This is a genomic window from Pedobacter psychrodurus (genome assembly GCF_004331735.1).
Taxonomy (GTDB): domain Bacteria; phylum Bacteroidota; class Bacteroidia; order Sphingobacteriales; family Sphingobacteriaceae; genus Pedobacter; species Pedobacter psychrodurus.
Genome location: NZ_SJSO01000001.1, coordinates 384,896 through 405,310, shown reverse-complemented (window position 1 = coordinate 405,310; position 20,415 = coordinate 384,896). Strand labels below are relative to the sequence as shown.

Here is a 20,415-nt window from a genome sequence, read left to right as displayed (position 1 = left end):
TGTTGGTTTTAATTAAGACGGTTAGAGTGCTATTTTGTAACAGGAATTCTGGTAGAAATTGTTGTAGTGGTACCTTTTCCCTTGACAGAAGAAATTTGAAAAGTCGATTTTATACGCTTGCAGCGTGTTTGAATATTGTTTAATCCTCTCCCTTTCTGTACCGTTTCAATATCAAAACCTTCGCCATCGTCTGTTGTTAAGATGTTTACTGTATCGTGATCGGTTTCAATAACCATAATCAGCACCTGGCTTGCTTTGGCGTGCTTTAACACATTGTTTAGCATTTCTTTAAAGATAAGGGTTAGGTTGCGGTTAAACTCCATCGATAGCTGTAGTTTTTGGTATTTACTTAATACGCCTTCCATTTTAAATGTTACGCCTGTATTTTGGAAAAGATCGATTCCAAAATTTTTAATGTGCATCAATATCTCAAAAAGATTATCGCTATGCGGATCTAGCGCCCAAAGAATATCTTTAGTTCCGGTATACAACAGGCTGGCATTTTCTCTGATTAGCCTGATCAGTTCTTTTTGCTCTTTTTCTGTTCCGGCTACCTTTTTATCCAAAATTTCAGACAAAACATTAATCCGGGTTAGTTTATTGCCAATATCATCATGAAAATCTTCTGCAGTTTGCTTTCTTATTTTTTCTTGTTCTTTTAACTTTAACTTTTCGAACTGATGTTTTTTGCGTTCTCTGGTTTTAAAAATCAGGTAAAAGATAAGCCAGATCATGAATATAAGCACCAAAAATGCGCTAATCTTAAATAAAATGGTATCGTAATATGGTGGTACAATGGTAAAGCTAAACTGTTCTATATTCGATTGCTGACCATTTGCGATCGCATAAACCTGGAAGGTATAACTTCCTGGCCTTATGGCCGAATATTCGATCTCCGTATTGGGTATAGGTTTGCTGAAATCGTTATCTACCCCAACCAGTTTGTATCGGTAAAGTACGCTCTCTGGATTGGTGAGGTAAACGCCTTTAAAACTTATCGAAATGTGGTTTTGATTGTAATTAAGTTTATAAAATTTATCTCCTTTTCCGTTCAGATCTATTGAAAGATCTTTTGCCCGATCATTTTTATGAAAAACACTTACCTGTTGGATATGGATAAAAGGATTTTTTACGCTCTCTGTAAGCACATTGGTTTTACATTGAATGAGTCCATTTATGGTGCCCACCAATATGCTGTTTTTGTAATTGATAATTGCGTTTTGGTTACACTCAACAATTAGCGGATGATCTCTAAAAACTTCATAATTTTGCTGCCGCTTATTAAAAGTTAATTTGTTAATCCCCCGACCTGTTCCGGCCCATAAATTATTTTTCTTATCGGTTGCAAGGCTATAAATATCATTTGAGTTTAGTCCATCTGCAACAACATAACGTTTAATGGCCTTCGTTTTTAAATTCCAGGTAATGATCCCATCACCAAGTGTAGCAAAAATTAAATTATCATCATGTTTTATAATACTCAGTACGTGAACGTTGATGAGCGATTTGATATGAAATGTTTTATCTATCTTTTTATTTTTAATGAGCGTAACGCCTTTTGAGGTGCCAAGAAACACACTATCCTTGTTAAAAGGGTAAATACATGATAAATAGCCATCAAACCCGCTTATTCTTTCGGCTTTTCCATCCTTTAAATAAGTAGATGACATGAGCCCGTTTATCCATATTCCTCCCACCTCGTCTTCAGCTATAGAACTGTTATCAAATCTTTCTGGCTTTAATACCTGACTAAATTTATGTCCGTCGTATTTCCAAACACCATTGCCATAGGTAGAAAACCAAATGTTTTTTGCTCTATCCGCATAAACGAAGTAGATTTTTTTATCCTTAAAAGCAGGGATATCGACATTTTGTACATTTTTACCATCGTACTTAAAAACACCCTTGTTAAAAGTGCCAAACCAGAGGTTATCATTTTTATCTGCAGCAATTCCGCTTATAGGGTATGCGATGTTTTGTCCTTTAAACTTATTGTAGTGGATAAAGGCATCTCCCTCATATTTATAAATTCCATCACTAAAACAGGATACCCAAATGTTATTTTCCGTATCGCTAAATATTTCGTTAACCTGGTTATCGCTTAGCCCATTTTCTCCATTAAAATGAATAATCGAACCATTTTTGTGAATAAGGTAAGCTCCTTTTTCAGATCCTACCCACATATTCCCTTTACTATCTTGTGCTATGGAGTAATAGGTATCAATGCCCGGGTTTTTAAAAAATGGTTTTGAAATCCCGTTCTCTAATACATAAATTCCGTTGCGATAGGTTAACAGATAGACTTTGTTTTTAATCTTTCTATCAAAAAGCAACTTACTAATGGATGAAGCAATGACTTCGCGGGGCAATTCCTGATAAAACACCCATTTGTTATTTTTAAGCTGATAAATCCCTTTTTCTGAAACTACTGCATAGAGATTACCGAATTTATCGGCATTGATAGCATGAATACTTTTATCTTCTATCGGATAAAAAACAAGCTTGCCGTTTTCAATTTTAAAAAGTTTACGCCCGGTTATTCCCCACACCGTACCTTGCTTATCTTTAAGTAAATGGCTTACTCCTCTACCTGAAGATAATGTACTTATTTTCCCCTTTTTTAGGGTATTGATTCCTGCTTCTGTACCAAAATAAATCTGATTCTGGTTATCTTCAAGGATACAGTTTATCGAATTTGAACCCAGTCCATCGGCTTTACTATAGGAGGTAAATTGCCTGCCATCGAAATTACTTACCCCGCCAAAAGTGCCAAGCCAAAGCGTCCTGTCTTTTGCCTGATAAATTACCATTACCTGCGATTGAGGCAGGCCATCCTTCAGGCTGTAATTGGTAAAATTATAGCTTTGGGCCGATAGCTTAAGGCTAAAAAGCAAAATGAAAGAAAATATGAAATTTATCTTGATTATAGACAGTTTACTGCACATGTAATACAAAATAAGCATAATTTCTTTCAAAAGCCATCCCCCTTTTTGGGGGATATTTATTATGCGTTGCCCATGTATGGGTCGGTTTGGGTAATTTCTCCGGTTTCTATTTTACCTGCATAACGGTGTTTAAATGTGGTATTACCCGTCTGCACAATACTGAAATCGTACCAATTCGCACTTTTAGCCAGATTAAAGGAAATATTTGTACTCGATTTTGGCTTGATTGTTACCGATTTGCTCCCCGATTTGTATTTGTTATCTACAATTTGGAGTGTAATTAAACCAGCGCCTTTGTTCTCAATAGCGAAAACCAGGGTACCTGTAAGTTTTTTGCTTACCAAACCACCTTGCTCTGGATATGCTTTTACAACAACGGAAGGATTTTTTTTGCTGCCTACGAAATTCCTGTAAAAACCATTCGGACCACTTACTGTTAGGTCATAAACTTCGTTGTCAAAATCATCCAGTTTAATGCTGTCTTTTAACACATCGCCCGCCTTTACGGCATAGGCCCATGTTTTGCCCGCAACACCTTTAAATTTGGCAATGGTATTCATGTTGAAAGGTGCACCAACAGTTTCTATTTCACTACCGAACAAAGTTTTTGCCGATTGAAAAGTAAGTGTTATCTCATTATTAACCAGATTTGCATCAACCGTTAAATGATAAGGTAAGGCACAGGCATGTTTTGTTCCGTTTTCCTGCTTAGGGGCATGATTAGATGTCTCAGCAGAAAAGGATTCGAATTTATTTATTTTTGCAATTTCGGTTTTATTAAGGGCAGTAGGTCCAACCTGAGCGGGTTTATTTTTAGCATTACCAATATTGGTTACCACAACATCCCTCTTTAATGGTTCCGGAGATTTGATTTCTCCTCCATTATATGGTCTAAACACCGAGGTTAAATCGCCACAGATATTTCTTCGCCAATCGCTAATGTTATTACTTTTAATGGTTTTGCCTGTTTTTTTAGCCAACCATTTTTCCATAAACATTAATGATGACGTATGATCGAAAACCTGCGAGTTTACAAAACCACCCTTACTCCAAGGTGAGGCAATAACCAATGGAACCCGATAGCCCAAGCCGATCGGACTTCCCTTTCTTGCTTCAAAATCCGTGGCATAGTTTATTCCTTCAGATACCTTTCCACTGGTTGAATCATCAGGGTTTGGCACCACGAAAGGTGGCTGATGATCAAAGTAACCATCATTTTCATCATAGGTTAGAACAAAAATTGTCTTTTTCCAAACCTCTGGGTTTTTGGTTAAAATATCGAGGGCTTCGCTCACGTACCAGGTTCCGTACAGTGGGGAACTGGTGTGATCGGAAAAACGTTGAGGTGCAACCAACCACGAAACCATTGGTAATTTCCCGCCATCTACGTCCTTTCTAAACTGATGAAAAATATCGCCTTTAGGCACATTAATCGTTTCAGACTTACCCTGGTCATTTTTAAAAGTAAATGGTTCAAGATCGAGATAATCTTTTTGAGAAATGTTTGTCGTAAACGCTTTATCTACTAAGTTCTTTTCTTTTTGAGATAATTTATCATATTTATCCTGAACTTCTTTTGCGGTTAAAGCTGGTTTAACGGTATTATCGCCATTTTTTCTAAAGTAAGCTGATAGTTTAACGTTGTGCCTGCTGATGTACTCTACAGGATTATCGCCGTAATTTCCCAACCAATCGTCTATTTCGCCTTCCGGGAGTTTTGAGGTCCACAGTTCGTTTTGGTATATGCGCCAATCGATACCATTATCTTCTAATGTTTCCTGAAAGGTTGGCCAATCTACGAATACATTATTTTGCGATTCGGCCTGATCGTTATTTACTACCGCAACCCGGTTTGCACTTTTTTCTCCACGAACGGTTCCTGTAAAAAAGAACAGTCTATTTGGTGTTGTTCCGGTTAGCGATGAGCAAAAATGCTGATCACAAATGGTAAAAGCATCGGCCATGGCATAATAGAAAGGAACATCATTCCGATCATAGTAAGCCAACGTCATTGGTGTTTTAACGGGCAGCCATTTATCGTAACGGCCACCATTTCGTGCTGCAACCTGGTCATTCCACGAATGTGGTAAACCACCCTGCCAGGTGATTTTTGTTTTGTTAATATCTACATGAAAAGGAGCATAGGTGTAACCCTGGCCATCTTTTTGCAACCAAACTTTGTTTCCATCAGGTTGAATATGTGGGTGGGGATCGTTAAACCCGCGAACACCTTTCATTTTACCAAACATATGGTCGAAAGACCTGTTTTCCTGCATCAGGAAAACAATATGTTCTGCATCGTAAAATGTACTACCCGGTTCTGGGTTAATCGACATGGCTTTAAGCACCGAACTGGGCAAGGTATTGGCCATGCCAGTGGCTCCGGCAAACAAGGCCGCTTTTTTTAGAAATTCTCTACGTGAGTCCATAAATTATACAATATAGCTTAGATACTGCAATTTATATAAAGCAGTTCAACTTTCAGTTGATAGTTAGTAATTTTCAGTTGGCGATTGGCAGTTTGATTCTCCATCTTCCCTTATCCATATTACATCGTCCATTATTTCTGAAATACCCTAACATAATCAACCTTCATTGTTGCAGGGAAAATAGATTCGTCTATTCCTTTTTTACCACCCCAACCGCCACCTACGGCTACATTTAAAATAATGTGGAAGTTTTGATCAAATGGCCAATCGCCAGATCCTTTTTTGGTATTTTTAAAAGTGAGGTATTTTTGATTATCTATAAAGAAGTCTATCCTATCGGCAAACCATTCTACAGCATAAATATGATATTCAGTATAAGGATTATTAACCTTTAAAGCCTTGCCCACCTGCGTTTTGATTATATGGTTAAACTTTTCGGTATGTACCGTTCCATGAACGCTATCAGGATCATAACCTACATGCTCCATAATATCAATTTCGCCGCTCTTTGGCCAGCCACCATACTTCCCGTCGGTTGGTAAGGCCCATATTGCAGGCCATAAGCCCCTGCCTTTGGGCAATATTGCGCGAACTTCTACCCTTCCGTATTTAAAATCGAATTTATTTTTCGTTACCAATCTGGCCGAAGTGTAATGGTTGTTTTCCTTCTCTGCTTTTACGGCTGTAATATTCAGATTTCGTTTTTTTACAATTGCATTCGAGCTATCGGCATCGGTATAGTATTGAAGTTCGTTATTTCCCCAGCCTTTTCCACCAACATCGTAACTCCAGTTTTTTGCCAAAGCTAATCCTGCATCATTAAATTCATCAGCCCATTTCAGTTTCCAACCTGTTGCAACTGGTGTTTTTTTGAGTTCTTCGAAAGTTAATTCTGGCTCGTTAGTGGTAATGTAATCAACCTGGTGTGCCAATAGCCATTGAATTTCAGGGACAGTATTTACCGTCCATGCATTTACGGTTAAGCCTAGTTTTTGGGCATTTTCAATCCACCCATCTTTTTGGTAAACGCTAAAATGATAATCAACACCGGTTAATTTATCTGCTTTCATTTGTTCCGCACTGATTTCGCCTTTTAAATAGGCCACTTTTGCTTTGGGCATCAAGGCTAAAATACGTTTACAGTAATCGTAATCAAAACTGATATACTCCGCCCACTCCACTACCCCAAGTTTCTGAACCATTTCAACACATTTATTGGTCACCTCAATCCCACGTTCTTTACTAACTAGCGAAGGTTTGATCTCTAAAATAAGTTTGGTTGTTCTTTGCTTTTTACCTTCCAATAAATAGGCTTCGAGCGTTGGAATCTTTTCGCCATTGCTCATGGTTTTGGTCAATAAATCAGCATAGTTTACTTTTTCGATAACCAAACCCTGAAATTCAGGATCGTGATTAATGACCAAAACATTATCTGCGGTCATCCATATATCGAATTCCGAACCATAACAACCAAGCTTTACTGCTTCGTTTAAAGAAGCTATGGAATTTTGAGGGAAATTATTTTTCTTCCATGCGCCACGGTGCGCAATTACCTGGTTTTTATTCCAGTTAAATTTTTGAGCAAAAGAGGCGGTAAAAATGAACAACATTAGCGCAGAAATAAATATTCGTTTCATATTTGGATTTAATTATGCAATATCAAAATTAATTTTTTAGTATGAAACACAGATGGAATTTATGTAACCATTGTATGAATTAAAAAGCAAAAAGCTTACCTGGCTGGGTAAGCTTTTTGCTTTATTGTTTTATATTATTAATTCTTTATTAGTGCATTTAGGTATTCTGATGTTACGGGCGGAGTATCAACAATCTTTCCCGCAGCCTTTTCTTTCTCAATCCAATCATTATTTGCCTTTAAATTGTTCTCAATGAATATAAATGAGTTTTCTGAAATGTTGATGCTTTTACCATTTTCTATCTCAACCTTATAAAGGCCATTAATCAGTTTAACATGAGAATAAAATCGATAAACCGCGGCTTTTGCTTTAGCCATTTCTAGCTCTTGCTCCCGCATCTCCTTTTCTGTCTTATTTGACCTCAATTTAATCGGTGCTATTTTTGCAAAATCCACATCAATAAATGATTTTTTTTCAACAAGTGCCTTAACAGAAATGCTACTCTTGTAAGATGAAATCTTATCCATAAGCTGCTTAGATTCATCGTTTTTCTTTGTGCAACTGAATATTGTACTTGTTGTTAATATCAAGCTAAGCAGAATAGTACTCTTTAATTTTGTTTTCATTATATTAAATATTTAAATTAATTCCATGTTGCTGTAACACTAACCACAGCCTCTCCAGCTGAACTAGCACTAAAATTCCACCCAATAGGAACTGTTCCAAACACAGAATACCCTTTACTCGTAGACCCTAATGGTAGCATATAAGCATTCCAATCTGCACCATTTTGATAATTGGCATGTATTGTTACCCCTATACCCAACACATTATTATTCTTCAGTTCTAAATTAACTGCCTGCCCAGCGCTAAATGATAGTGTTACAGGGCCATTACCCATTAAAGCGGTAGATTTCCTTCCTCCTCCTACCATCTCTACGCAATCTACATTGTCTGCATAATCGCACATTTGGGTATACATATTAAAAAATAAACCTGGGGCGCATTGACCGCTAATCCCATAATCCTCATCATAAAATTTAGAGCAATCATATGGATCTCGGACATAAAAGCCCATACTGAGAGTGACTGTGGTAATTAAGCCTACAAAAATTGCGATTTTTAGAATCTGTTTTCTCATTTTAATTATTAATTGGTTTAAAGTTTTTTATTTCTAAAATTTCTTTATTATATAATATATTGGTAAAATTATTTTGTTTTAAAACACATTCTTTAGCATAAATTTGAGCCCGTTTGTATTGTTTTGAAAGCATGCTATTTTTAAATAATAAGAATAAATTAAAGAAAGAGGGATCGACTGCCCTTAGTTCCTCAAATTGTCTTTGGCTTAATCTATTATTCCTTTTTATATCAACCGTTACCTTTAACAACATGTTGATTCTTGATTTTTCAAAATCACTTATATTAATATTTTGAATTTTGTAGAGGTAATCGTTTACATTCTTGAATCCGAAAACAACATTTTCAACCGAATGCATTTTATTAAATACAATGGTAGCTGGGCTTTTAATTTGCCCAATTATTTTATTTGCTAAAGATAAGTTTGTTATATCTCCTGAATAAACAACAACTAAATAGTCTTTTAGGGCACTCTTAAGGGTGTCATTTTCCGCTATTTTTTTTTGAATAGTATTACAAGGAGAACAGCCGTTAATCGTAGCTATAAATAGAAGTTTTTTGTCTCTTTTCTTTGCCGACTCAATTGCTTTATCAAGGTCAACATTCGTATAAACATCTCTTGTATTGCATCTACCAAATAGTAGGCAACCAAGAATAATTATAATGAATAATTTTATAGTTTTTATCTTACTGAACTGCATATCATAAAGATATATACTATTCAAAACCTACACAATAGGGATTGCCTATTAAATTAAGCCTCATATTTGTTCAAAAAAATCCGTTAGTAATTGTTTGCAGTCAACATTAAAAACCACGGAAAAACCAGCTATATGCTCCATTGTAATTTTTGTGTGCCCGTTTTCCAATAGCCAATAACTATTCTGGGAAATTCCCAATTTATCGGCAACGGTATACTGAGAAAGTTGTTTTTGAACCCTAATATTTTTAATATAATTAGCCATCTTCTTTGAATTAAAAAATTCTGAATGGATAGTTGTTCTTTGATTTTTTTTAAACATAAGGTTGATTATGTCCTGAGAAGATAATTATAGATAAATTGCTTAGTAATACTACAAGCTTAGCTTTACAACATTTTAATTAAACGAAGATTTTATTATTGAATAGTAGTTGTTCTTAAAATTGGCACAGCAAAAAATGCCCTTAGTAATTTTTTCCCTATTCTTGATTTATTTTTTGGTTATAGATGTAGTTTGAAGCTGGCCCTTTAAACTAAAGGCAACCTTAATTTCGCTTCCGGCAGCTAAGCTTAAAAGCTGGTTCATTTTTTTTGTGTCTTTCAATAAAATAGCATCTGGAATTCCATTTATACTGCTGATCATTTGTCCTACAGTTAAAACCGGATTTTCAGTCGTTGCGATCACACTTAAAACACTTAATTTTCCGTTCTCGTTAAACCCGAAAAGATAGCTGCCCAGTACAAAATCACTAGGGTAGGCTATGGTGCGATTGGGGCTAAAATGGATTTCCTTTTTCTGTAGGTTAATGGTGAAATTATAACGCCCAATGGTTCTTATGCCAATTGATCCATCGAAGCCAGGATTCCAGCTTTCGCTCTGTCCACCTCCAGCCATAAGCGTAATCGGAAAATTTGTAAGTTTAGGCATGTTCGAAAAAGAGAATGCCGCAGCCCTGCCGCTGTAAGTAGGTGTGCTTATGCCCATACTTGTTGTAGTACCATTATATTCGGGTTTAAAACCGCTTACCAGTAGTTTGTATTTTTTTACAAATGGCCTAAAACAAATGAGATTGTACGCAGCGCCGGTATCGAAAACAAATTCTCCAGCATTTTCCTGGCCAGGCATTACACTTACTTCACCAGGGATAATAAACAAGCCAGCAGGCACGCTAACCGGAACAGATTTCCCCTGGTCTTGATATTCATAATCGCCAAAATTATAAAGCGAGAGTTCTTTTTTATCGAAATCTACCTTGGTGATGTAGTTTTTGGCAATGCTGTTTCCAATAATGCCATCACTTCCTTTATGCATTTCAGGAAAAATGGCAAAACTTTGGTTTTTTAGTTTAAAAGTATCTAGCTGAATGGTATTCCCTTCTGAAACCGATATCTGCATATTCCCGCCTACTACAGAAGTATTTTGCTGTCGGGTAGCCTTTATGCCTACAGAATCGGCAAGGGCTTTGGTAATAGCCATTCCATCTGCACCTGTATCAAAAAGCAGTTTTAGCGGTCGTTGGCTATTGTTTACCTTAACCGTTAAAATAATAGAGCCATCCTGTATTTCGAAGGGGATTTTAGCAATCAATACCGATTTTTTATATCGGTTCATGCCATAGAGCTGATCGAAAATATCAGCGTAAAGGAGTTTATAGCTTGCATCGGTGTAGAGGAAGCTTTCCTTTCCGGCTTTTCCTTTGTTAAACGCAAGTACGATAAGTTGAACATTTCCATTTTGTTTTGTCTCACTTTTCAATTGCAGCGAATCGCAGGCATAATGCTCCAAAATCGCTTTTAGCATCCTATCGGTCGATGGTCTGGAGTAAGCGGCAATAGAAAAATTAGCACTTAAATTCTCCATTACGGGATCGATAGATTTTTGAGCGAACATTTTGTTTATGCTTTCTACCACACCTTTGGCGTTCTGCGCCTGGACGTTTAGTGACGAAACTAAAACCCCAAAAAATAATATTATTTTAAATTTCATTTTATTGAACTTGATGGATTTAAAACCCATAAATTTTTTCTAGTGCGTGGTCAATGTCATCGGTGGCGCTGGAGGTGATCCGCATCAATATTTTACCCTCTGCGCTAATCAGTATCTTAGTAGGGAAAGCCATAATGTTGTAATCTCGTACCAGATTTTGTTTTTCAATACCATCGTTATTGAGCACATTGATATAGGTAAGTCCATCTTCTTCAATAGCCTTAAGCCAGGCTGTGCGTGCCTCGCTGAGTAATTTTTTCTGCTCTTGCGCTATGGCAATAATTTCGAAGCCTTTGGATTGATATTTTTCATACAGTTTTTTTAAATGCGGATTGCTGGCCCTGCACGGTCCACACCAACTTCCCCAGAAATCTAACAGAACAGTTTTGCCTTTAAAATCGGTCAAACGAACTGGCTTTCCGTTCATATCCACTTTTTGAAAATCGATGGCATTTGCACCATTAGGTGTAGCGCTTATTTTTTTTATGTACTCCTTAATTCGCTCAGCAGCGGGATGGTTTTTATACTTGTTGGATAAACTGTTCCACGTGGAAATAAAATCGCCAGCAGGGTATAGATTCTGCATCCTAGTTAATAAAAAAACAGAGGCGAAGGCATTTGGGTGATTCTTCACAAAATCTTTTTTTACGTTAACCAGCTTTTTGTTGTTTGCCGTGGCTTCTGTCTTTAGCGCAGCTGCATTTTCGGAAGAGGTTTTATCCTCGCCATTAAAAAGCATTTGCATAATTTCGTAATTACGCATCTCGCCTTTTTTAACCTGCTGCTTGTAGAAATCGAGTATATCATTTTCTTCATCCCCAGTCACTTTAGCAAACTGAACCAATAAGGCATCGCCAGTTATTTGGATCCCTTTGTCAAAAACGAACAGATCGAGAACGGGCGCTGGGTTAGAAACTGTTTTGCCATTGTTTGTAGCATTTAAACCTCTCGATATCGAAACATCAAAACGGGCAATGGCTGGTCTTTGCAACCGGGGTACCTTTAAAGAAAAAGCATCGTTACTGGCATTTGCTCTGTAACTTCTCGATACACCATCATCATCAGCAAAAGAAATCCAAACCGATTTATTTCCCAGGCCCTTAAGTTGCCCACTAATTTGGATGCTATCATTTTGACAATATGCCTTGGGTAAAAAAAAGAGCAAAAGCGTGGCTAGCAATAGTTTTTTTATTGTTATCATAGGAATAAGAAAATATAAAAAAGCTTTGCCGCCGATGTAGCGGCAAAGCAATAACCTAATTGGCTAGCGTTTTTTGCAATAATGCTTTTAACTCAGGCTGAGAAGGACGGGGTGAATCAACGGTTACGATTTTGCCCTGTTTATCGAAAACCAAAAAACGGGGAATGGCATTAATTTTATAATATTTAGAAAACTCATTAGCTGGTCCACCAGCAAAAAGCTGCAAGCCACCCAAATTTTCATCTTTAATCATTTTAAGCCATTTTTCTTTGTCCTTTTCTGCATCGGTAGATAAACTGATAATCTGCACATCCGTTCCTTTCATTTCTTCTTCTAATTTTTTAAGGAATGGGATTTCGGCTTTACAAGGGCCGCACCAGGTTGCCCAGGTATCAACCAACACTACTTTTCCTTTAAAATCTTTCATACTATACATTTTACCGGTGTTGTCTGCATAAGAAAATTCGTAAGCATCGGTTCCTGGTTTATAGGTTAACAAAGGGTTCATAATGTTGCTGCTACGTTCTTTCTGCGCTTTGGTAATTACATACTTATCGTATTTAGCCATAAGGGTCTGGTAATCACCAATTGTTTTATAGCCTGTGGCATTATCTAAAGCCAGGTCTCCTTTTAAGGTATCGTTTGGAACAAAAGAGGCAAAAAGGTCTACACCTTCAACACCTCTTTTGTAGGCTTTTCCCTGCTGACGCATATTTACACTGATGATTGCAGACAGTGTACGGAAACCCCATGGATAAGTATAAACCTTATTCGTTGTTTTGGCAAAATCTTCTGCTTTTAAGGTGCTATAAAAATTGCTGTACTCTTCTACCGAAGGATGAGCAGAGCGAGGAGTATTCAGGAAATTGGTTGCATAACTAGCTAAATCCCATGCCATTATTGCCTTAATTTCCTTGTCGAATTTAACATTGCCGGTTGCTTTTCCGTTTAAGAAAGTTTTGGTCTTGGCTACGATTTCTTCTTGTTCTGGAAAATAATCAACAAAAGTACTCTGCACTTTCATAAAGTTGATGGCCTTTTGCTCCAACGGAAAAGTTAAATCATGCCACTGGCTAAGCACAACATTCTCTTTAGAGTTCAGTTTTCCAGTTAACACATAACTCGAATCTAATAGATTTACAGATAGTTGTTCGCCTCCCTTAAAATAGAATTTATAGTTATCATTCGGACCATTTTCATTACCCGTACCAATTACATATAAGCCTTCGTACTCCGGGTAGAACAAAAAACCAAACTGACCAGTCCCCGTTGGGGTTGTATTCGCAATTTCTACACTCTTTCCGTACTTTACCTTAAACAGTTTAACAGCCGATGATCTTTTCTTTTTTAAAAGACCTTTTACTTCAACAGGCAATTGTGCCATTGCAGAAACGGTTGTGATGCACAATAATGCTCCACTAAGTAATTTTTTCAATTTCATGGTTTATGTTTGTTAATTTTTGACACCAATTATGATCTTTTAAGGAGATTTGAACAGGAGCCACGAATAATAATGTGTTCTGATTTTTCTACCTTGTTCTATATACTAGACTCTTCACTTTTCCAAAGCCGCTATAACTATTCAGTAAAACTAAATCTCCATTAATAGATGGAACGGTGAACATTTCCATTTTTCCATTTTTTCCTTCTTCCTTCACAGGATCATAGCTACAAATAATTAATTTATTGGCGTATGGGTATTTTGTTGTGCTAGCAAATGTTTGGAATTTTAATAAAGAGATTTTGTCTGTACCCTTATCTATCATTATCTTACTGGTTTTAAGAAACATATCGTACTCATACAGCTTACCCCCTACATTGTAAAATAAATAACCCAAATCTGGGCTTACAGCAAAGTTTTCAGCTAAATTAATGTCCGTGCCAACAATTTGAGCATAATAAGATTGTGCATTATTTGACGGGTTAAACCTCGCCAGGTATTTATTGCCGGTTGCACCCTCTTTTAATACGCTAAAAACCTCACCACCATTAAAGGGTACATAGTTCATATAAACCAAATCCATTCCGGTAGTAAAACTGAAAAGCTTTCCCGTTGATGGATCAGGAATCAAGGTACATGCAGATGAAGAACCGATATGTTTTACAAATCTTTTATTGTCAGTATCATAAAATATTGCTGGAATTGCAGAATTAGGTAAATCATCGGTGGCAATAAAGGGAGCAACATTAAATGTTTTTTGTTCGGCTGTGATGAAGTTAATAGGAACACTATAACGAATTTGATTAACTCGGTCGTAATTATATGCGTTTCCTGCTCCAATCATATATGAACGAGTTGAGCCAGATCTTAAAATAGCATCTGCATAAAAATTTGGGGGTATGGCGCCATAAATCTCATTTTTTAAGGTATAGGTACTCTGCCATTTAAAGTTTTCAGGATCTATTCTTTCTGTGCTTTGGTCTGTACTTAAATATATGGCATATGATGAAGTTAAACCTGGACCAGTTTGTGCGCCCATCTCATAATTATACACCATTTTCGGCCTACCCTTTAACACCAAGCCCGAGCTGGTTGAGCCCAGTAAATCAGGGATTGTTCTAAAGCTGGTGCCCTCGAGTGAAAGCATATCCAAACGGGCTGATCCATTAACGTCACACAATAGGAACCAACCTTCATTAATTTCATTTTTGACAGTTAAAATAAAAGATTTACGGTATTTAACGCCAGTTGCTTTGTCTGTAACACCATAGTAAAAAGTATAATTACCAGCAATGAGAGACATTTGCACATCCAAATACCTTGTGGTAGCCATTTGGTACAATCTAGTTGCACCCAAACCATTACTACCAATATACGTCCATTCGTAAGAATATTTTGAGGTATCTAATCCATTATCTTGAGTAAAGGTTGGTTCAGGTTTCATGATAAACCGTTTTCCATAAATAGCTGTTACATCAGCTATCCCGGTAAATCCTTTAACTTCGTTTATTGCTTGATAATCGTAATGGCCTAGGTCTTTTTTGCAGGACACAAAAACGAGAACGATAAGGATAGGGAATAAACCGTTATATATTTTCTTTAACATTTTCTTTGATTTTGTTAGTTAAATTTATTGTGCATCAGGGCCCATTGACATTTCTGACCCATCATCCTCATATATGGTTTTGCCAGCAATCTTTTGCTCATTTAGGTAACGCTGTATCAACTTTGGAAATGCAGTACCCTCTGCCACAGAGATAGATGTATCCAAATAGGCCGGGGTGATATTAAGATAATCGCACATAAAAAATAATTTCTTTCGGGTGAATGTGCCCATAAGGTTATCTGACCATCTGCGTGGTTTTTTCAAAATATCACTCATAATAATTTTGTATTTTATGAAGTTCATTTTCGTACCCGTTGCTGCATTGGTTACTTTATCCCTCATCTCAGTTGCAAAATTCTCATTTGCCACGAGGTTTAAGTACAAAACATAACTGTTGGTCTGCATATCAACCGTTCTGTGAATTTTTAATGAAACTGTATCTCGAGTTCGATTTTTTTTGATAAAAAGGCTCGTTGGCAAAGCATCGTAATGTTTACCCACAATTGCTGTTGAAGCGGGGTCAACTTCGAGTTTATAACTTCTATCAGTTGATGACATTGCTCCAGTTGAAGCAATAATTACCTTTTGTACAGAATCTGTGCCCTTTGCCAACGAGAATGAAATACTTATCGAATCTGTATTAAACTGCGAAGAGTTCGTAATTTTACCTGCTTCATTAAAGTAAATATCAGGCTTGCCTTCGTAAGTCATTAATTGTTTTTGACAAGAAACCATTACAATTAAAACCATAATGGCTGAAATACTAAAAATTATCTTTTTCATATTTTTATGTTTTATGGGCGGGTTTGGGTTTCAGATAATGGAAGGGGTAAAACAAATGTATTTGCGGTCATGGTTATGTTACCACTAGTTGCAGATCCATTAGGAATTGAGGTTATATTCCTTCTTTTATAGTAATAGAATAATTGACCCTCTCCAAAAAATTCTTTTTGATATTCCTTTTGTAATTCTGTATTTAACGTTGCGCTTGTAGTTACAGGTAAGCTTGTAAGGCCCCTATTGTTGCGAACTGTATTTATATTTGCAAATGCTTGATTAAGATCTGTTTCGCATTCTGCAGCGATATAATATACCTCGCTAATTTTAATAAGCGGAACCGAAAACCTAAAAGTTTTGGTTTTGTCTATAACATCTGCGTACTTATAAAAAGTTCGATACGTTTTTCCTCCATTTGAAGGAACAGCCCAGTTTAAGTTATAACGATAATCATTTTCATTAGACTCAAACACCGTTGCAAGTCTAGCCGCTAATGGAGCTAAAATTTTCGTCTCCGCTAAGTCGGGTGTAAAATTATTTAAGTAATTGTTATAGAGCTGCGTGCTTTGTGTACCTAAAATCATTTCGGTTGTAAAAACCCGGTCCGGATTAGCTTTCTCACTCAGTGCATTTGTGACTGTTACCCAAGGAAATTTAGAGATATTTTGAATCACCTCTTTAGCCGCAGTTAGGGCGGGCACTTTATTGCCCCTGTAAAGGCTAACCCGTGCTTGCAGTGCTTTGATTGCGTAGTAATTAATCCGATAATTTCTATTTCTTAAAAAATCAGTTCCGTTGTTTAAAACATTGGGCATCACACCATTCACAATAATAGGATCTGCTTTTAATAATTGTTCTGCTTTTACTAAATCTGCTTGAATCCTATCCAAAACTGAATTTGCCGGAAGCAAGGGTTCAATTGTCGATCCCGATCGGGTATAATACGGAATAGCCGTTTTAATGGAATCGGCAGTACTGTACCTTGGGCCAAACAAGCGAAGCATATCAAAATGAAGTAAGGCTCTCATTCCAATGGCCTCACCGCGATAAATAGAATCTGTTTTTCCGCTTAAAATACCTTTATACTTTTCAAGGTTTTCAGCAAACGAATTGGCATTTAATATCAAACTGTAAGCACCACTCCACATTTCATCAATTTTAGTAATGATTGGCTTGTCCGCATAGGCATAAGTAGCCGATTTATACAGATCATGAGTTGATGGTACATTGTACCTTTGTGCTAAAATATCTACTGTTGATAGGGTTAGATTATCACCATAAAGATTATTTTTTGAAAGATTAATGTATAAGCCATTCAGAACGGTGTTAATACCTCTTTCTGTAGAAAACATTTGCCCTTCCAAAACTTTATCTTCAGGCTGCACATCGAGATATTTTTTGCATGATGATAGTACAGCTACTCCTGCTAAAATTATTATTATTCTTGTATAGATTCTTTTCATGATTAAAAGGATGCTTTTAAACTAAATGAAACGGTATTGGCAAAAGGATAATCAATCCCTCTTTCCTTTTTAACCGTAGATATGCGGAATAGATCATTTGTAATAGCAGAAAGGTTTAAAGTCTTTAGCCCAACTTTATTCAACCATTTTTGCCGATCAAACGTATAGCCCATACTTATAGACTCGCCCGTAATTGTGTTTTCCTCCTGAACGAAACGAGAAGACATTGGGGTGGTGCTCGTTTGTGAAATTCCTTTAAATTGAGCGATATCTCCTGGTTTTTGCCAACGATCGTATAATGCTCTTTTATCTTGATTCAAGGCAATTCCTGAGTAAGAGATATTTTCAACTTTATCGTACAAAGCTGTATTAAAAATGTCTCCACCTAAACGATACCTTACATAAAACCCCAAATTAAACCCCTTATAGCCGAAACTCGTATTGAAAACACCCTCAATAATTGGGTTTGTATTCCCTACAGCCTGAACATTTCCGAGAGCGTAATCAAAAGTATACTGGCCATCAGTTGTTAAAAATACTTCCCGTCCAGTTGCAGGGTCAATGCCTAATGATTTTGCTGCCCAAATATCATCTGGACTATATCCGTCAGTAAACCGCAATAACGATTTGTTATTTTCTTGCTGTTTATTCAGTGATCTAAGTATATTTCCAAAACCCTCATATTTACCTTTATTAAAGCCTCCAGAAACACCTACTGTCCAAATTATACGCTTTGCGATATTATAGATTGGCGAATAACCTATTTTAAACTCCATACCCTTACTATTTAGTTGCCCTACGTTTAAGGGATAGCTAAATACGCCAGTTGATGAAGGCAAATCAACCGCTACAACCAAAGGATTTGTTCGTTTATTATAAAAAGAAACATATCCAGTCATTCTATCATTAAAAAACGAATAATCAATCCCTGTACTAATTTGGGTCGTTTTCTGAGGTTGAAGATCTGGATTTCCCAAAGTAGCTAAGCTAACACCTTGTCCAAACTGATTGTAATTGGTTGAACTATTATAGTTATAAACCGAAACTGATGTGATATTGCCATAATTTTGGTTCCCTGTTACACCAATATTAGCGTATAACTTAAGTCGATTTATCCATTTTGCATTGGATAAGAATTTCTCTTTGTTGATGTTCCAGCCTAAACCGCTAGACCAATAAGGTGAGAATTGCTTATTTTTTCCAAAAGCCGTAGAGCCATCTAAGCGATAAGATACATCAAAAAGATAGCGCATATCATAGGCATAATTGGCAGATAATGTAGCATTTGCGGTACGGTATACGCTAGATGCAGCAGTAGGAGCGCTATTTGCTTTATAACTGTAGGCAAACCTAGGGTTACCCGTACTTCCTTCTGGAAATCCTTCAGCAATAAATTCAATAGAGTTATAATCCCGATTATTAATTTCTGCTCTGGCGTTTGCTGTCACAGAATGTTTTCCGAATACTTTTCCATAAGTTAATAGCAGATTACCTTGATAAGAAAAATTATCAGTCTTATTATTAGTATACTTTCCTCTTTGTAAAACAGCTACATCTTCAAATTCACTGCTTTCAGGTGCTCTAAATAATTCGGATGTAACCGAGCCTTTCACAATTTGCATTCCTCCTCTAAGTTGAAGATCTGGTGTAATATTGTAATTTACTTGTAGATTATTCTGAATCTCTAGATTCTTGCTCCCATTTGTATTAGGCAAAAAGGCATCATAAAGAGGGTTTCTCACCTTTAATGATGCACCTACTGATGTACGACTTATTTCCAGATACCGCTGTGAAGGATCTTTAATGTAGTATGGATTTGCATTCACAAAGTTAGAGAAAGAACCATACGGGGATTCGCTAGATTGATATCCTCTTACATATAATATATTATTGATGTTGATCTTTCCTTTTCTATAAGTCAAATTTACGTTTCCGCTCCAGGTGTTACGCCCCGAGCCTTTCATTGCACCAGTTTGATTTTTGTAATTAAAACCAAGCCCGTAAGTAAAAGCATTATCCCCGCCTTGCGCAAAAATTGAGTTGTTTTCAGAGATACCTGTTTGTACAGCTTCATTTAGCCAATACGTATCTACCCCTCTCTTAACCGCAGCCAAATGAGTATTATAGAGCTGCTCCAAGTAAATTTGTGTCGAGGGATCCGGAGGAGTTACAAAATAATTATATCGACCAGCAAGGCGTTCAAACTCAAGCTTCTCAGTCGCATTCATCATATTATAATCTGATAAAATTGGGCTTTCTATCCTTAAGTCATTTGAATAAGTAAACTGAAGTTCACCTGATTTTGGCCGAAGGGTTTCTACCACCACAACACCATTTGATGCTCTTGCACCATACAAGGCCGTTGAGGCAGCATCTTTTAAAATCGTTACCGATGCTACCCTATTGATATCCAAATCAACAATATTTTGCAGTGTTGTTTCAAAACCATCCAAAATAAAGAGGGGTTGATTAGGTTCCCCGCCAAATTGATCTTTTAGAGTAGCCGTAGGTACACTTGTTTTACCCCGAACCTCAATTTGTGGTAAAACATTTGGGTTCGCCCCTGCCAGGTTATTCTCCATTAAAATGAAAGATGGATCAAGCGATCTTAAACTTTGGATGACGTTATTATTGCCAACTGCCCTTAATGCTTCTCCCGAAAATGTAGCTGTGGTTCCTGTAAAACTATTTCTGTTTCGGTTAATTCCTGTACCCGTTACAATAACCTCTTTGTCTAGAGCAATATTACTTTCTTTTAAGTTAACTGACAGCGAAAAAGTTCCACCATCCTTAACTTCTCCTGTAATTGTTTTAGGTTCGTAGCCAATGAAACTGATTGTGAATTTGTAGTTGCCTGCAGCTAATCGGGGAAAAACAAACACCCCATTTTTATCAGATGAAGTGGTTGTTTTAGTTCCTTTCTGAATGTTTTGTGCAATAATTGTTGCCCCAACAATCGTTTCTTTCTTGTCCTTCACTTCTCCCTTAACTGATGGGGTTTGTGCATAAGCACTGAACCCGTAGTAGAGACAAAGCAATAGCAGTAAGACACGTTTTGGAACGTTCCTTTTAGTAAAATTTTTAATCAT

The 20,415-nt window shown here is 36.7% G+C and carries 14 protein-coding genes; all 14 read right to left on the bottom strand.

The window, feature by feature from the left end:
* Positions 1-29: 29 nt before the first annotated feature.
* The 14 genes from EZ456_RS01685 to EZ456_RS01620 all read right to left on the bottom strand — a co-directional run bounded on the left by EZ456_RS01685 (position 30) and on the right by EZ456_RS01620 (position 20,415).
* Positions 30-2,894 (bottom strand): ligand-binding sensor domain-containing protein, encoded by a 2,865-nt coding sequence (locus EZ456_RS01685; protein ID WP_165501205.1) that lies wholly within the window; start codon positions 2,892-2,894, stop codon positions 30-32.
* A gap of 110 nt (positions 2,895-3,004) precedes the next feature.
* A complete protein-coding gene (locus tag EZ456_RS01680) occupies positions 3,005-5,374 on the bottom strand; it encodes a phosphocholine-specific phospholipase C (RefSeq protein ID WP_131526725.1) in 2,370 nt (789 codons plus the stop codon).
* Positions 5,375-5,505: 131 nt separating this feature from the next.
* Entirely contained in the window at positions 5,506-7,011 is a 1,506-nt protein-coding gene (locus tag EZ456_RS01675; RefSeq protein ID WP_131526723.1) for a family 16 glycosylhydrolase, read from the bottom strand.
* Positions 7,012-7,148: 137 nt separating this feature from the next.
* Positions 7,149-7,637, bottom strand: coding sequence for a hypothetical protein (locus EZ456_RS01670; protein ID WP_131526721.1), 489 nt, complete (start codon positions 7,635-7,637; stop codon positions 7,149-7,151).
* Positions 7,638-7,654: 17 nt separating this feature from the next.
* Positions 7,655-8,152, bottom strand: a complete 498-nt coding sequence (locus EZ456_RS01665; RefSeq protein WP_131526719.1) for a chitin binding peritrophin-A domain-containing protein — start codon at positions 8,150-8,152, stop codon at positions 7,655-7,657.
* Position 8,153: 1 nt separating this feature from the next.
* The gene (locus EZ456_RS01660; protein ID WP_131526717.1) at positions 8,154-8,852 is read right to left on the bottom strand and encodes a thioredoxin domain-containing protein; all 699 of its coding nucleotides are present in this window, start codon (positions 8,850-8,852) and stop codon (positions 8,154-8,156) included.
* 60 nt (positions 8,853-8,912) lie between these two features.
* Positions 8,913-9,116, bottom strand: coding sequence for a helix-turn-helix domain-containing protein (locus EZ456_RS01655; protein WP_205945000.1), 204 nt, complete (start codon positions 9,114-9,116; stop codon positions 8,913-8,915).
* Between the two features lie 225 nt (positions 9,117-9,341).
* Entirely contained in the window at positions 9,342-10,838 is a 1,497-nt protein-coding gene (locus EZ456_RS01650; RefSeq protein ID WP_165501204.1) for a retropepsin-like aspartic protease, read from the bottom strand.
* Between the two features lie 19 nt (positions 10,839-10,857).
* Entirely contained in the window at positions 10,858-12,039 is a 1,182-nt protein-coding gene (locus EZ456_RS01645) for a TlpA family protein disulfide reductase (RefSeq protein WP_131526711.1), read from the bottom strand.
* A gap of 55 nt (positions 12,040-12,094) precedes the next feature.
* Positions 12,095-13,480, bottom strand: coding sequence for a TlpA family protein disulfide reductase (locus tag EZ456_RS01640; protein WP_131526709.1), 1,386 nt, complete (start codon positions 13,478-13,480; stop codon positions 12,095-12,097).
* Positions 13,481-13,568: 88 nt separating this feature from the next.
* Positions 13,569-15,086, bottom strand: a complete 1,518-nt coding sequence (locus tag EZ456_RS01635; protein WP_131526707.1) for a PKD-like family lipoprotein — start codon at positions 15,084-15,086, stop codon at positions 13,569-13,571.
* Positions 15,087-15,110: 24 nt separating this feature from the next.
* On the bottom strand, positions 15,111-15,869 hold the full coding sequence (locus EZ456_RS01630; protein ID WP_131526705.1) for a DUF4843 domain-containing protein: 759 nt from the start codon (positions 15,867-15,869) through the stop codon (positions 15,111-15,113).
* An 11-nt stretch (positions 15,870-15,880) separates the two neighbouring features.
* Positions 15,881-17,326, bottom strand: coding sequence for a RagB/SusD family nutrient uptake outer membrane protein (locus EZ456_RS01625; RefSeq protein WP_131526703.1), 1,446 nt, complete (start codon positions 17,324-17,326; stop codon positions 15,881-15,883).
* 2 nt (positions 17,327-17,328) lie between these two features.
* On the bottom strand, positions 17,329-20,415 hold the full coding sequence (locus EZ456_RS01620) for a SusC/RagA family TonB-linked outer membrane protein (protein ID WP_131526701.1): 3,087 nt from the start codon (positions 20,413-20,415) through the stop codon (positions 17,329-17,331).

What these genes read in the sequence shown, in the direction of transcription:
- EZ456_RS01670 (WP_131526721.1), bottom strand. Translation starts at nt 7,637, where the DNA reads ATGAAAACAAAATTAAAGAGTACTATTCTGCTTAGCTTGATATTAACA.
- EZ456_RS01635 (WP_131526707.1), bottom strand. Translation starts at nt 15,086, where the DNA reads ATGTTAAAGAAAATATATAACGGTTTATTCCCTATCCTTATCGTTCTC.
- EZ456_RS01665 (WP_131526719.1), bottom strand. Translation starts at nt 8,152, where the DNA reads ATGAGAAAACAGATTCTAAAAATCGCAATTTTTGTAGGCTTAATTACC.
- EZ456_RS01625 (WP_131526703.1), bottom strand. Translation starts at nt 17,326, where the DNA reads ATGAAAAGAATCTATACAAGAATAATAATAATTTTAGCAGGAGTAGCT.
- EZ456_RS01630 (WP_131526705.1), bottom strand. Translation starts at nt 15,869, where the DNA reads ATGAAAAAGATAATTTTTAGTATTTCAGCCATTATGGTTTTAATTGTA.
- EZ456_RS01640 (WP_131526709.1), bottom strand. Translation starts at nt 13,480, where the DNA reads ATGAAATTGAAAAAATTACTTAGTGGAGCATTATTGTGCATCACAACC.
- EZ456_RS01650 (WP_165501204.1), bottom strand. Translation starts at nt 10,838, where the DNA reads ATGAAATTTAAAATAATATTATTTTTTGGGGTTTTAGTTTCGTCACTA.
- EZ456_RS01675 (WP_131526723.1), bottom strand. Translation starts at nt 7,011, where the DNA reads ATGAAACGAATATTTATTTCTGCGCTAATGTTGTTCATTTTTACCGCC.
- EZ456_RS01660 (WP_131526717.1), bottom strand. Translation starts at nt 8,852, where the DNA reads ATGCAGTTCAGTAAGATAAAAACTATAAAATTATTCATTATAATTATT.
- EZ456_RS01620 (WP_131526701.1), bottom strand. Translation starts at nt 20,415, where the DNA reads ATGATTAAAAATTTTACTAAAAGGAACGTTCCAAAACGTGTCTTACTG.
- EZ456_RS01655 (WP_205945000.1), bottom strand. Translation starts at nt 9,116, where the DNA reads ATGGCTAATTATATTAAAAATATTAGGGTTCAAAAACAACTTTCTCAG.
- EZ456_RS01680 (WP_131526725.1), bottom strand. Translation starts at nt 5,374, where the DNA reads ATGGACTCACGTAGAGAATTTCTAAAAAAAGCGGCCTTGTTTGCCGGA.
- EZ456_RS01645 (WP_131526711.1), bottom strand. Translation starts at nt 12,039, where the DNA reads ATGATAACAATAAAAAAACTATTGCTAGCCACGCTTTTGCTCTTTTTT.